At 64.6% G+C, this 12,713-nt stretch carries 13 protein-coding genes; 8 read left to right on the top strand and 5 right to left on the bottom strand.

Going from position 1 to position 12,713, the window contains the following annotated elements:
* Positions 1-202: 202 nt before the first annotated feature.
* From FB468_RS15190 to FB468_RS15165, 6 genes are all read left to right on the top strand, one after another.
* Positions 203-1,213, top strand: a complete 1,011-nt coding sequence (locus FB468_RS15190; RefSeq protein WP_246055987.1) for an ABC transporter permease — start codon at positions 203-205, stop codon at positions 1,211-1,213.
* Positions 1,214-1,215: 2 nt separating this feature from the next.
* Positions 1,216-2,094 (top strand): ABC transporter permease, encoded by an 879-nt coding sequence (locus FB468_RS15185; RefSeq protein WP_141888511.1) that lies wholly within the window; start codon positions 1,216-1,218, stop codon positions 2,092-2,094.
* Between the two features lie 2 nt (positions 2,095-2,096).
* Positions 2,097-3,668 (top strand): ABC transporter ATP-binding protein, encoded by a 1,572-nt coding sequence (locus FB468_RS15180; protein WP_141888509.1) that lies wholly within the window; start codon positions 2,097-2,099, stop codon positions 3,666-3,668.
* Positions 3,669-3,849: 181 nt separating this feature from the next.
* Positions 3,850-5,853, top strand: coding sequence for an alpha/beta hydrolase (locus FB468_RS15175; protein WP_141888507.1), 2,004 nt, complete (start codon positions 3,850-3,852; stop codon positions 5,851-5,853).
* The gene (locus FB468_RS15170) at positions 5,834-6,463 is read left to right on the top strand and encodes a hypothetical protein (RefSeq protein WP_170219792.1); all 630 of its coding nucleotides are present in this window, start codon (positions 5,834-5,836) and stop codon (positions 6,461-6,463) included. The genes FB468_RS15175 and FB468_RS15170 overlap by 20 nt, the downstream gene beginning before the upstream one ends.
* A gap of 125 nt (positions 6,464-6,588) precedes the next feature.
* Positions 6,589-7,107 (top strand): hypothetical protein, encoded by a 519-nt coding sequence (locus FB468_RS15165; protein WP_141888503.1) that lies wholly within the window; start codon positions 6,589-6,591, stop codon positions 7,105-7,107.
* A gap of 102 nt (positions 7,108-7,209) precedes the next feature.
* On the opposite strand, the gene FB468_RS15160 is transcribed toward FB468_RS15165, so the two are convergent.
* Together FB468_RS15160 and FB468_RS15155 are read right to left on the bottom strand one after the other, a co-directional pair.
* Positions 7,210-8,379, bottom strand: coding sequence for a DmpA family aminopeptidase (locus FB468_RS15160; protein WP_141888501.1), 1,170 nt, complete (start codon positions 8,377-8,379; stop codon positions 7,210-7,212).
* Complete coding sequence (locus FB468_RS15155; protein WP_141888499.1) at positions 8,376-8,774, bottom strand: nuclear transport factor 2 family protein; 399 nt, start codon at positions 8,772-8,774, stop codon at positions 8,376-8,378. The genes FB468_RS15160 and FB468_RS15155 overlap by 4 nt, the downstream gene beginning before the upstream one ends.
* Before the next feature lie 208 nt (positions 8,775-8,982).
* Here FB468_RS15155 and FB468_RS15150 point away from each other — a divergent pair, with 208 nt between their 5' ends.
* Together FB468_RS15150 and FB468_RS15145 are read left to right on the top strand one after the other, a co-directional pair.
* Positions 8,983-9,960 (top strand): GNAT family N-acetyltransferase, encoded by a 978-nt coding sequence (locus FB468_RS15150; protein WP_141888498.1) that lies wholly within the window; start codon positions 8,983-8,985, stop codon positions 9,958-9,960.
* A gap of 128 nt (positions 9,961-10,088) precedes the next feature.
* Entirely contained in the window at positions 10,089-10,544 is a 456-nt protein-coding gene (locus FB468_RS15145) for a cupin domain-containing protein (protein ID WP_141888496.1), read from the top strand.
* Between the two features lie 149 nt (positions 10,545-10,693).
* Here FB468_RS15145 and FB468_RS15140 read toward each other — a convergent pair whose 3' ends face one another.
* The 3 genes from FB468_RS15140 to FB468_RS15130 all read right to left on the bottom strand — a co-directional run bounded on the left by FB468_RS15140 (position 10,694) and on the right by FB468_RS15130 (position 12,702).
* Positions 10,694-11,065 carry a nuclear transport factor 2 family protein gene (locus FB468_RS15140; RefSeq protein ID WP_246055985.1) on the bottom strand — a complete coding sequence of 124 codons (372 nt, stop codon included), beginning with the start codon at positions 11,063-11,065 and terminating at the stop codon, positions 10,694-10,696.
* 15 nt (positions 11,066-11,080) lie between these two features.
* Positions 11,081-11,572, bottom strand: a complete 492-nt coding sequence (locus FB468_RS15135) for a cupin domain-containing protein (RefSeq protein WP_121077414.1) — start codon at positions 11,570-11,572, stop codon at positions 11,081-11,083.
* 128 nt (positions 11,573-11,700) lie between these two features.
* Positions 11,701-12,702 (bottom strand): AraC-like ligand-binding domain-containing protein, encoded by a 1,002-nt coding sequence (locus FB468_RS15130; RefSeq protein ID WP_141888494.1) that lies wholly within the window; start codon positions 12,700-12,702, stop codon positions 11,701-11,703.
* Positions 12,703-12,713 lie beyond the last annotated feature (11 nt).

Here is a 12,713-nt window from a genome sequence, read left to right as displayed (position 1 = left end):
GTGCCCATTGTGGTCGCGGCCCCGCTGGCGAACGATGAGTACTGATCGGGCACCTGTCTGATTCGGGGCGACGCAAGGACGCGGCGCTCTCGGTAACCCAATACGACCGACGTATCCCACCCGCAGGTAATCGGAGCCGAGCGACGGGCACGGCCCAAGAATCGCTAGAGTCCGACGTGACGGGTGGAAGGAGCCGACGAGAATGACTGAGATGATTGCACTCTCCGCGGAGCGGGGAGGGGATCGTACCCGACAACGGCGGGTGCGACTATTCAAGAAGTGGGGAGGGAAAGCGCTGCAGGGTGTCATCACGCTGCTGCTCGTCTCGATCCTGATCTTCTTTGCCACGCAGGCGATGCCGGGCGACGTCGCCCGCGTGATCCTGGGCGTGAACGCGACGCCTGAGCGGCTCGAAATCGTTCGCGAGCAGCTGGGCCTCAACCTGCCGGTGTGGCAGCAATATGTGAACTGGCTCACCGGGATCCTGCGCGGCGATTGGGGCGTCTCCCTCACAAACGGCGTGCCCGTCGCCGACACCCTCGCGATCCGCCTCCGCAACTCGCTCACGCTCGGCGCGCTCGCGCTCGTGATCATGATGCCGATCTCGCTCGTCGTCGGCATCATCGCGGCGCAGCGCAAGGACAAGGTGTTCGACAAACTCTTTATGGGGACGTCGATGGTCGTGAACGCAGTCCCCGAGTTCGTGCTCGGCACCGTGCTCATTGCGCTGTTTGGCACAACGGTGTTTCGCATCTTCCCGCCCGTCGCGCTGATCCCGCCCGCCGATATGCCGTGGTGGCATCCGCTCGCGATCGTGCTGCCCGTCGCGACGCTCGTGATCGGTGGGGTCGCATACCTCTCAAGGCTGGTGCGCGTCTCGTTCATCGACGTCATGAGTAGCGAGTACATTCAGACGGCGCAGCTCAAAGGGCTGAGCACGAGGCGCATCCTGTACCGGCACGCGCTGCCGAACGCGCTCGCGCCGATCATCCCGGCGGCCTCGCTCGTGGCCGCGTTTCTTATCGGCGGCACCGTCGTCGTCGAGTACCTCTTCTCGTACCCGGGCATCGGGCTCACACTCGTCGAGTCTGTCGGCAACCGCGACCTCCCGCTCATCCAGGCCGTCGTGCTCATCATCGCCTCGGCGTACTTCGTCTTCAACTTCATCGCTGACCTGTTCTCTGACGCCGGGTCGGCGGGGCGGAAGGAATAGCCATGACACACCAGCATGAACCCGAGATCGCCAGTGACGAGGCTGCACGACCGAAGTCCCGTGTGCTCACGCGGTTCCTCGCATCGAAGCAGGTGCGGTGGGGCCTGATCCTCGTCGTGGTGACCGCTGCGCTCGCCGTGTTCGGCCGTTTCCTTGCGCCGCACGCGCCGACCGAGCCGATCACGACCCCATACGCCGCCCCCGGCGGCGGCCTCTTGCTCGGCTCCGATCAACTCGGCCGCGACGTCCTGTCACGCGTGCTGTCGGGAGGCATCCACCTCGCGTGGATGGCGCCCCTCGCCGCGGTGCTCTCCGTGGCTATTGGGGCGGTGATCGGAATGGTCGCGGCGTACTACCGCGGCTGGACCGACACGATCCTCATGCGAATTATGGACGTGCTGCTCGCGTTCCCGGGCATCCTGATGGCTCTGATGTTCGTGTCGGTACTCGGCCCGAGCCCCGCGCTGCTGGTGCTGCTCGTCGTGCTCGCCCTGATTCCCGGCGTCGCCCGCGTCATTCGTGGCGCGGCGCAGCCGATCTGCCGGCGCGAGTTCGTGCTGTGGGCGCAGTCGGTCGGCATCCCCGGCCGCAAGCTCATCGTGCGGGAGATTCTGCCGAACATCACGTCACCACTGCTCGTCGAGTTCGGTGTGCGTCTCATGTGGGCTGTCGGCATCCTCGCGTCCATCAGCTTTATTGGGTACGGGATCCAGCCCCCGACGCCCGACTGGGGCCTGATGGTGAGTGAGAACCGAACGGGGCTTGCAACCCAGCCGTGGGCGGTGCTGGCGCCGATCGTCATGATCGTGCTCTTCACCGTCGGTGGAAATCTGATCGCTGAGGGTGGCGCGCGCGTCATCGCTCGCACCGAGGGGAAGTAGTCATGGCGGCAATCACAGTTACTGACCTCGAGGTCGTGCTCGAATCGACGGGCGCCCCGATCATCGAGCAGGTGTCGCTCTCGCTCGAACCAGGCGAGGTCATGGGCATCGTCGGCGAGTCTGGCTCGGGCAAGAGCACGCTCTCGCTCGCGCTGCTTGGGTATGCTCGCCCCGGCGCACGCATCAGCCAGGGCTCCGTCGTGATCGAGGGCACTGACATCCTCGCCCTCGACGCCGCGGGGCTGCGCGCTGCGCGCCGCGGGCTCGTGAGCTACGTCGCCCAAGACCCCGCGACCGCACTGAACCCCTCGATGCGGCTCTCAACCCAGCTGCTTGAGGCAGTTGACGCGCCGCGCGATGAAGCGCTCGCGAAGGTTCGCGAGGTACTCGACGCCGTCGGGCTGCCGAACGACGACGCGTTCATCAGGCGCCGCGCAAGCGAGCTATCTGGCGGGCAGCAGCAGCGCATCGCGATCGCCATGGCCGTGATCGCCCAGCCCCGCCTCATCGTGCTCGACGAACCAACGACGGGCCTCGACGTGTCAACGCAAATGCGTGTCCTCGAACTGGTGAAGCGGTTGTGCGCGGAGTACGAGATCGCCTCGATCTATGTCACGCACGACCTCGCCGTCGTCGCTGAGGTCGCCGACTCGACCATCGTGATGAAAGACGGGCACATTGTGGAGACGGGCAGGGCGCGCAATGTGCTGCTCGAACCTACGCACCCGTACTCGCAGCAGCTCATCGCGGCGACCCCCTCTACGAAGGTGCGTTCGCCGTGGGAGGGCGATGAACTCGCTGCGGCGCCGGATGCTGAGCAGCCGCTCCTGCGGGTCTCGGGCCTCACGGCGGCTTACGGGCACACGCAAGTGTTGCACGGCATCGACCTGACGGTGCGGGCCGGTGAGTGCCTCGCGATCGTCGGCGAATCAGGATCGGGCAAGAGCACATTCTCGCGGTGCCTCATCGGACTGCACGACAACTGGGAGGGGGAGGCCGCTCTCGGGGGCCGGCAGCTCGCGAAGTCGGCAGCGAAGCGCAGCCACGCCGACCGGCAGGCCGCGCAGTACATCTTCCAGAACCCATACGGGTCGCTGAACCCACGCCACACCGTCGAAGCGATCTTGCGCACACCGCTTGAGCTGTTTCACGGCGCGGGCGGCGCGGAGGCAAGGCGCCAGATCGCCGAGGCGCTTGACAGGGTCGAGCTGCCGCGTCGCATGGCCCAGATGTACCCCGCCGAACTCTCGGGTGGGCAGCGGCAGCGGGTCGCAATCGCGCGGGCGCTGCTCGCCTCACCCGAGCTGCTGATCTGCGACGAGGTGACCTCGGCGCTCGACGTGCTCGTGCAATCCGCGGTGCTCGACCTGTTGAGAGGGCTGCTGAAGGACGGCCTTGGAATGATCTTCGTCACCCACAACCTCGCCGTGGTGCGCAACATCGCGCACCGGGTGGCGGTGCTGAACCGTGGCGAGATCGTCGAGTACGGCGAGGTAGACGCGGTGCTCGACCACCCAGCCGACCCGTACACGCAGGGGCTGCTCGCGAACACGCTGGATCTGCCTGTGGGGTGAGGGGTACGGCGCTCCGCGGAGTAAGCGGGCCCGCGACCATCAAAATGAACATCCGATTTGCGTAGTGACGGGCGTTCGCCGTATCGTCGTAGAAGTTGGGGGTGCCGGTATCGGCGCCCCCATTTTCTGTTCTCGCGCATGCATTGCGGTTCGTGCGTGCCTGATTGAAGGGCGTGTGGTCGTGCCGATTGAATTCGATGATGCTGTTGCTGACAAGCTCGTCAAGGTGCTCGAGGCCGGAGATGACGTGCTGCGTGGTCAGAGCCAGTTTCGAAGCGGTGCTGCCGAGCGTGCGTCGGAAGGGTTCGAAGGAAACTACGGGGTGCTCTTTAAGGTTGCTGTCGGCACTGAAAAGCAAGATCGTGTAAAACTTGCCCGCGTACTATACGACCTCGCCCAGGAGATCAAAGAGGCAAAGTTGAAAGCGCAGGAGGAACGTGCCCGGCTGGAAGAGCTAGCCTCCTGGCGGGTTCGCGAGGCCGAGCGGGAGCAGCGGCGCCAGACTGACGCGTTTGGTGACAGCTTCACGGCTGGCGTTGACTCGTTCTTTGACCCGCGTCCGTCGGAGGTGCCGGTCGCTGCGCCCAGCGTTTCGGCGTCGTTCTCCGCGCAGCAGCGACTTCGGACGGCTGCGCGTGGAAGGCCGGGGAAGTCCTCCGCAGACCCGGTGAAATTGCGTTCGTTCGTGTCGCAGGGCGGCGCGAGCAATATCGATCTTGACACGGAGTTGTCATCGGTGCGGAACGCGTGGAGCGCGTTTACTGGTTCGTGTGGGTGGGTGCGAGTCGGGTCAACGAGCTTTGTCGCCGGGTTCCAACAGCTCTTGAACGAAAACCGGCTTGACGTCGACTGGATTGACGGGGTCGCTGCCGCGTTCGAGGCAGCCGGCGGGGGATCGCTGTCGAATACAGCGCTTGACCTCTCGGCGACCGCGGTGAACCCGCTGAGCGATGAGGCGCTGTTGGAAGCACTGTCGACGCTTTCTGCGGAGGAAATCGAGTTGCTTTTCGGGGCGTTCCCGGTGTTGCAGCGGCGGCTGGAATTCATGGACCCGGTTGCGATCTATGAGTGGTGGCAGGGGATGAACCCGCTGGAGGGCGCGGAAGGCCCGTTCTCGGATCAGCAGACACTGTTGCTTGAGGGGTTTGCGGTGCTGTTTGGCAACTTGGAGGGGCTGCCGTACGGGGCGCGCGACTATGCGAACCGGGCCGCCCTTGATGCGGCGCTTGAGGAAGTCAAGGCCGAGATCGCGCGCCTTGAAGCGCTCGGGGAGAAAACGACGGTGCTCGAGACGCAGCTCGCAGCTCTTGAGAACATCAAACTAGCCGCAAAAGCGAACACAAAGGACGCACCGCGGTTCCTGATCTCGTTGACTCAGGACCAGCCACCGCTCGCGGCGGTCTCAATCGGGGACCTCGACAAGGCCACGAGTGTCGCGTACGCGATCCCCGGGATGGGAACTGACACGACAGGGATGACAGGTTGGACGAACGCCGCTCAAAATCTCTACTCGATGCTCCCCGAAGGGAGCGCGGTGGTGGCGTGGATCGGGTACGAAACCCCGCCCATGCCCTCGTTAGGCGACCCCGATTTTGGGGTGCTTGACTCGAAACGCGCGATTGCCGGAGGAAATAACTTGGCTGCGGCCCTGCGCGGACTGGCTGCGGTCCGGGGCGGGTCGATGCCGCAACTCGATATTGTTGCCCACTCGTACGGCACCACGACTGCCGCGGTCGCGCTTACGCAGCCGGGGGTGAACGTGAAGAACTTCATCACGCTCGGCTCAGCCGGGCTGCCTGACAGTATTACCAAAGCGTCGCAGCTCAACGCCGAAAAGGTGTACTCCGGTCACGCGAGAGACAGACTGATGATAGACCCGGATAGTGGCGACCAGTGGGCGTGGATCGGGCGTGATTTCAGCTCCGACCATAAAGTCGACCCGATGCACCCCGCCTTTGGTGGGCGACCATTTGGGGTGGATACCGGGGGCGATGCTGGTGACCCGGTTGTCGGACATGACCCGCTTATCAAGAATGGCGGCGGCTACTTCAGCCAGGATACCGAGTCGCTCCGAAACGTCGTGAGAGCTATCAAGGGCGAGACAGCTGACATCACGGAGTACGTTCCCCTGGGCCCTACTCAGATGCAGGAAGCGCAGATGGGACTTGGGCAACATGGTTGGTAAGAAAGTCGCCCGCCGCATCTTTACGGCGGGCGCGGCTGGCGTGTTGCTGCTGTATTTGTCAGGGTGCGACACGAAACCGGAGGAGCCTGAATTGACCGCGAGGGAAGGCCGTGACAAGGCCGTTCAACTGGTAGAAGATACGTCGAAGGAAATTGATGTAACGGGTTGGTGGGCGCGGGGACCGGCGTACGCAGGGCCTTGTGAGGGCGACCCTGATAGCTCCAGCCAGTATTCCTACGCCTACTGGGCGCCAGAAGGGGAAAACCCTCACGCGGATGCGGAGAAGATCGCCGAGTACTGGGAGTCCCTCGGTATGAGTGTGTATATCGAAGGCGCGGAGAAGGCACATCCGGGAGTGTTCGCTGCCGGTGGGCCCGTGCTGCGGGCGAGTTTTGATACCGGAGCAGCCGAACGTTCGTACCGTATCGGGGCGATTGCACCGTGTTCACCGGGGGCCTACCACCTGTTTAATGAAGAGGATGATGCTGCGCGCGAGCTGGGTGAACTGCTGCCCGGTGACGACGTGATGGTGCCTGAGGCTGAGGTCGGCGAAAAGTTCGAGGAGCACCGCCGCATTGCCGAAGAAGCCGACAGGGCGAAAGACAAATAGCCTCCATGTCTGAGTTGGGCAGCACAGTCGGTCGAAGCGCGGCCAGCCGGTTCTTGGCGGCGGCTGTTGCTGGACTGCTGCTTCTCTCGCTATCAGGGTGCAGCACGAAACCGGAGGAACCTGAGATGACTGCAAGGGAAGGCCGCGACAAGGTCGTGCAACTGGTACAAGACTCGGTAAAGCAGCTCGACGTGACGGGCTGGTGGGCGCGCGGAACAGCGTACGCGGCGCCGTGTGAGAGCGATCCGAATAATGCGAGCCAGTATTCGTATGACTATTGGGCGCCACAAGGCAGCGATCATCGAGGTGACGCGCAGAAAATTGCCGCGTACTGGGAATCCCTTGGCATGTCGGTGTATGTGACGGGCGAGGACACGGATTGGCCTGTTGTGTATGGCTCGGGCGGGCCAGTGTTTCGGGCTGATTTTGATACGAGCGCGGCGGAGCGTTCGTATCGGTTGGGGGCGACCGCCCCGTGCTCGCCCGGCGACAACGTTGACTTTATCCGTGAAGATGATGCCGCGCGGGGGCGGGGTGAATTGCTGCCCGGCGACGATGTGATGGTGCCTGAGTCTGAGATCGGGGAGAAATTCGATGAACACCTGCGTATCGCCGAGGAAGCCGATAAGGCTCGGGGAAAGTAGTTCCGGCCGACGCGCGGCGAACGTGGCCGTGGCCCCCGTGGTCACCTGACATCAGGGCTCACTGGCAACAGCGCCCCTCCTCGCCTCGTGCAACCGCGTGAGCTACTGCGACAGCAGGCTGAGAAGCTGGTCGTGCGGGAGACCGTACCTCGTCGCACCGTTGATTCCGACCATCGTGTCTGACGCGAGCATCGCGTTCACGATCGCCTCCTCCGTAGCTTCGATCGCCGCGTAGAACAGCGGGTCGATGCGGTCATTGCTCAGCGCTGTGACCGGGAAGCTCACGGGAGCCTTGCCCTCCGAGAACCCGGCCGGGATGTCGCCGCTGCCCGTCGCAAAGCACAGCGTCAGGTCGCCACTGCCGTTTTCCCCCGCGCCGCCAAGCCGCCCGATCCCGAACGTGGCGCGCTGCGCGAGCCGCGCGCACTGGTGGGGGAGCAGCGGTGCGTCGGTGGCCAAGATGACGATGATGGATCCGCTGCCCTCCGGCAACTGGGTCGTGAACCGCGCGTCCGGCACTTCGGCACCGCCCGTCTCAGCGTCGCTCGGAAGCGTGATGCGCGGACCGATCAGCGTGCCGTTGACCGTGAAGCGGTCTCGGCGGCCGTGGTTCGCTTGCACGAGCACGCCGACGGTGAAGCCACCATCGACGTCGGCGATCACGCGCGACGCAGTGCCGATGCCACCCTTGAAGCCGTGCGCGATCATGCCGGTTCCGCTGCCAACGGAGCCCTCAGCGACGTGGCCGTCGTGCGCGCTCGCGATGGCGGCCTCGACGTGTTCGGGCCGTACGTGAAAACCGTTCAAATCGTTGAGCGCGCCGTCCCAGGTTTCGGCGACGACGGGAAGCGACCAGTAATCCTCACCCGCGGGTCTCGTGGTGCCCTCGTGTGCGACGAGCGCGTCGCGCACGACACCGACGCTGTGCGTATTTGTGAGGCCGATATACGAGGTGAGCAGGCCTGACTCCCTGACCCATTCGAGCCCGGTCATCTCGCCATTGCCGTTCAGGCGGTGCGGGGCGGCGAAGACCGGGCGCTTCCACGGCTCCTCCGTCGGGATCACGACGGTCACGCCCGTTCTGACCGGCCCTTCGCCGCGCACGAGTTCGCCGTCGCCTGAAATGAGCGTCGTGTGACCGACTCGTACCCCGGCGACGTCGGTGATCGCGTTGCGCGGCCCGCTCGGCAGCGTGCCGATATCAATGCCGAGGTCACGGGCCTTTCGTTCAGACGGCGTGCCCGCGAACTGTTTTTCGGTGCTGTGTGTCATTTGCTTCCCTGCTCTGCTGCGCGTGCTACGAGCAGCGTATCGGTGACCTGTTCGAACCCGGTGATTAAGGCCCCGGTAAAACGCCAGATGTGAACGGCGCGGGCCTCAAGCGCACGGCTGGTGGCTCGGTGAGTGCCGACGTACCTGCCAAGCGCGATCACGGTCTCGCCGCTCTCGAAAAGCTCGTCAGGGACCATTCCAAAGCCTTCCCACTCAGCCGCAATGCGAGCGAACACCTGCTCCGCGATCTCCGAGGGGCCGCGGTAGGTGCCTGCCAGCGGAAACCCCGCCGCTTCGACCCATTCGATGTCGGGCGCAAAGTCAGCCATCATCCCGGCAAGGTCTCCGCGTGCACCTGCCGCGTAGTGAGCTGCCACCTGGGTTGTGCGAGTCACGTCTGTCTCCTTTCAAAGCCGTGAGCCTGTGTTCTCAGTCTGGGAGAGCAAAGCCTCGAGCTCAAGCAGGTGTGCAGGGCTCGGCAATGGCAGTACCGGCAATGACAATCCTCGACCTGCGGGCAGCGGATACGCTCGGGATCTGGACGAGCTGTCGCGTACCTTCTAGGGGCTCAGCTTCGCAGTACTGAACGGAGACCGATTGAACATGACTGCAAAGAACATAGACCTGGAGCTGCTGCTCGCGCGGATGTCCGACCGCGAACGCGAGATCGACCCGCAGCTGCCCGTGCGGTCGCTCAACCCGGGCGATGCGGTCGTTCGCCGTGCCGGATCGGGGAACACGGATCACGCGCTCGCCGTCTCCCGCGAGACGGTGCTCACCGCGAGCGATCCCGACGCGATTTGGGGGCCGCTCGTGACCTCTTCTCTCGAGCTCCGATGGGACGGTGATGAAGCAGCAGCGGGAACACTGCTGCGCGAGTGGGTCGCGGACACGGCGCCACGCCTCGGGGAAGACGGTGACTGGGAGACCTGCCTATCAGTGAGGGTGCCAAGCCGCGACTCTGGGCTCGTGCGGCCGCTCCTCTCGCAGGGCTTTGCCTGCGTCGATGTCACCGGCATCCGCGTGGGTGCGCGCGGCGTCGCCGAGTCGGAGGCGGAGGCCCGGCTCAGGGCGGGCGGCGTGACGCTGCGCCTGGCGACGCCAGCCGACGCCCCGCTCCTCGGGGTGCTCGACTCCGAGCTGCTCGCCCACGACGCCCAGCACGGCGGTCTCGCTGACAGGCCGGGCGCGGCCGCGATTCTCCAGGTCGGGATCGAGGTCAGGATCGCGATCGACCCCGAGTGGACGTGGGTCATCGAACAGCGAGGCGAGGCCGTCGGCTACCTCAGCATCGAGCTGAATCGCGAGCGTCATCTGCAGGCGTGTGCGCAGGGCGGTGGAGTCGCGTTCATCCAGGCGATGTACCTCCGCCCTACCGTGCGCGGAGGGGGCATCGGTGAGGCCGTCGTGGAGTTCGCCCACGCCCGCATCGAGGCGGAGGGCTTCGACCGGATCTTGCTCGGGTACGCCTCGCAGAACCCGCGGTCGGGACCCTTCTGGTGCCGCATGGGCTACCGCCCCCTGTGGAGCGGGTGGCAGCGCAGGCCCGGCCGACCCGCGGGCACCACCGTTACCCGGTAGCCTCCTTAGCGTGCACGCCTGTTGACCCACTGAGCAGCGTGCCCGCCGAAGCCTTGGCCGTGCTCTGGCGGCCCCGTAACGTCGAAAGTGGTGGCATCGGAGTGGATGCCACAGACGAAAGGAACAGTATGTCGACTGAGTACCAGCGCCTCTTCGTGAGCGATATGCCCGTCATCAAGACCGGCGAGATGAGCAACGAGGGCGAAGCCGCGGGCCTCGTGCAGCCCGAGAACCTGGGGGAGGGGTTCTGGCTCATGCACCCGGACGTAGTGCCGGAGAGCAAGATCAACATGAGCCACATCTGGGTGCACGAGACGACGGAGCCCGTGCACTGGGTGAACCCGCACGTGCACGACTACGACGAGATCCTGATCTGGACGGGATCGAACCCCGAAGACCCGCGCGATCTCGGTGCCGAGATCTACATGGAGATCGACGGCGAGCGCCACATCATCACGACCTCGGGCAGCGTCTACATTCCCGCGGGAACCGTGCACTGCCCCCTCGGGTTCAACCGCGTTGATCGCCCGTTCCGGTTCAGCGCGCTGTCGCTGAACCCCACGTACCAGAGCCACAAAGACTAGCCAGCTCCGGCCCTGAGAAGCCCGGCCCACCGAGAGGTGTGCCGGGCTTCTGCGTGTGCTGCCACACCCGAAAGGTAGAGCGCACGCCAGAAGGGTCCGAGACCCGTGCGGACCTCGAACCCTTTAGCGCTGGTTGCGTCGTTACGTCGCTACGTCGTCGTGAACACCTTGCTCGTGATTCGCCAGACTCCCTCGATCAGAACGAGACCGAACTGGTTACGGAAGTTCGCGCCGAGATACGCCTGCTCTTCGAGCACGGCGCTCGCGATGCCCCCGTGCACCTCGACGCTGTGAATCTCGTAGCGGTACTGGGGGTCCTCCGGCGGTGCCGTCGCGACGACCTCGTCCGCGAACGACGGCCCCGACTGCGTGACGTAGGTGGAGCCAAGGTAGCCCCACATGACTGCGTCGTCGCTGAACGCGCGCTTCACAGTTTCTGGGTCGTTCGCGCGTACCCCGGCAACGTAGAGCTCGATGGCCTCGCGGACGGCCGCCTCGGGTGAGTGCTGTTCCATCGTCATTGTCCGTTCCCGCGGCTAGAGCTTGCCGTCGGCCTTGAGCTGATCGATGAGGCCGGCGTTCTCGTCAGAGCCATAGCTTCCGTTCAACGACAGGGCGCTGAAGTTGAACGGCCTGGTGACCTTGGTGAAGCCGAGCGGGCAGTGTCGAACGCCAGCGGGAATGTAGACGCTGCCGGAGGTGGTGACGGTGTGGCGAACCCCTTCGATGTCGAAGTACAGCTCTGCGCCGAGGTCAGTCGGGTTGTCGGGGTCGGTGCCCGTCCAGGTGAGGATCTCGTCGTAGTCGTGCTCGTGCTCATTTACCCAGTGCTGAGGCTCGTCGGTCTCAAAGATCCAGATGTGACTCATGTGGATCTTGCTCTCGGGCACGTCTTCTGCCCGGACGAGGCCGAGCGCCTCGCCGGTGTTCGTTGGCGTGGGCAGGCCCGCGGCGTCACCCTCGTTGGTGAAGTCTTCGCCGATGTTGGGCATGTGGGTGACAAAGAGGCCGTCGTACTTGTTCGTCATTGTTCCTCCGGAGGTGGCTTGTAGTGATGCGCGGTGTCGCCTGAGCGCCACCGATCTCCAGGCTATGAAGCTTGTGGGGTCGCGGCGATGCACCCAGCCCGGTCGTGCTGGGACATTTCCCGGGCTGCCTACGACAGGCGGCTTGCGCGCACCTCAGTGGGGGTCGAATCGAAGTGCGCGCGGAAGACGCGGCTGAAGTGTGCAGCGTCGATGAAGCCGTAGCGCGACGCGATCGCGGACACTGGGCGGTCGGCAAAGATCGGGTTCATGAGGTCTTGCCGGCAACGCTCGAGTCGCTGTGTGCGGATGTAGCCCGACACGGTGGTGCCTTGCGTCTTAAAGAGTCCATGGAGGTGGCGCGTCGAGATGTGGTGCGCGGCGGCGATCTGGCTCGGGTCGAGGTCAGGGGAGCTGAGGTGGGCGTCAATGTACTCGCGAATCTTGCGCAGCAGCACCTGGTGCGGGTCTTGCTCAAGCCGCTCTGTGCCGAGAGCGAGGGTCAAGAGCGTCTCAACGAGGTCTACCGAAGTTCGCGCGATGCGCATGTTCACCTCGTGGAACGCGCGGTGAAGCGCCCCGGGAACCTGCAGCAGGAACTGGGAGGCAAGAGCACCGGCGCGCGAGTCAGCGGGCAGCCTGGTCGCGGTCACCTCGCCAATGAGCTCTTGCGGCAGCGCGAGCATGTCTTTGGGGAGCAGAATGACGAAGTTCTTGGAGTCGTTCTCAAAGTTCAACGAGAACGGCTGCCCCGTGTCGTAGATGGTGATGTCGCCCTCTTGCATAACAAGTTCGCGCCCGCCCTGCACGAGTAATGCCGAGCCCTGCACCATGATGCCAAGCATGTAGTGGTCGCCGCCCTGGTTCGCGAGTGTCGGCGTGCGCTCGACCTCGTGCGCGGAAGCGTAGAGCTCCGTGAACCCGAGCCGGTCAACAGCGGCCGTGCGGAGGTATCCCCGGAAGTTGTGCTGTTGGCCGCTGTTGATCGCGAGGGGCACGAAGGCCGACGATGCCACTTCCGTGAACGAATCGAAATTCATGAGTGGCGGGCGCATGCTTGAGTCTTGAAGGGGCTGAACTGCAGCGCTCATCGTCACCGAATCCTCTTTGAAGGTGAAGCCAATCTCGCTCATGAATCGAGCTT

It is taken from the genome of Leucobacter komagatae (assembly GCF_006716085.1).
GTDB lineage: Bacteria > Actinomycetota > Actinomycetes > Actinomycetales > Microbacteriaceae > Leucobacter > Leucobacter komagatae.
Note: the sequence above shows the minus strand (reverse complement) of the source record. Positions and strands in the feature narration are given on the sequence as shown.

Excerpts from the sequence above, each read along its gene's own strand:
- FB468_RS15180 (WP_141888509.1), top strand. The coding sequence starts at position 2,097 with ATGGCGGCAATCACAGTTACTGACCTCGAGGTCGTGCTCGAATCGACG.
- FB468_RS15140 (WP_246055985.1), bottom strand. The coding sequence starts at position 11,065 with ATGACGATGGAACAGCACTCACCCGAGGCGGCCGTCCGCGAGGCCATC.
- FB468_RS15130 (WP_141888494.1), bottom strand. The coding sequence starts at position 12,702 with ATGAGCGAGATTGGCTTCACCTTCAAAGAGGATTCGGTGACGATGAGC.
- FB468_RS15165 (WP_141888503.1), top strand. The coding sequence starts at position 6,589 with ATGACTGCAAGGGAAGGCCGCGACAAGGTCGTGCAACTGGTACAAGAC.
- FB468_RS15185 (WP_141888511.1), top strand. The coding sequence starts at position 1,216 with ATGACACACCAGCATGAACCCGAGATCGCCAGTGACGAGGCTGCACGA.
- FB468_RS15150 (WP_141888498.1), top strand. The coding sequence starts at position 8,983 with ATGACTGCAAAGAACATAGACCTGGAGCTGCTGCTCGCGCGGATGTCC.
- FB468_RS15190 (WP_246055987.1), top strand. The coding sequence starts at position 203 with ATGACTGAGATGATTGCACTCTCCGCGGAGCGGGGAGGGGATCGTACC.
- FB468_RS15135 (WP_121077414.1), bottom strand. The coding sequence starts at position 11,572 with ATGACGAACAAGTACGACGGCCTCTTTGTCACCCACATGCCCAACATC.
- FB468_RS15160 (WP_141888501.1), bottom strand. The coding sequence starts at position 8,379 with ATGACACACAGCACCGAAAAACAGTTCGCGGGCACGCCGTCTGAACGA.
- FB468_RS15145 (WP_141888496.1), top strand. The coding sequence starts at position 10,089 with ATGTCGACTGAGTACCAGCGCCTCTTCGTGAGCGATATGCCCGTCATC.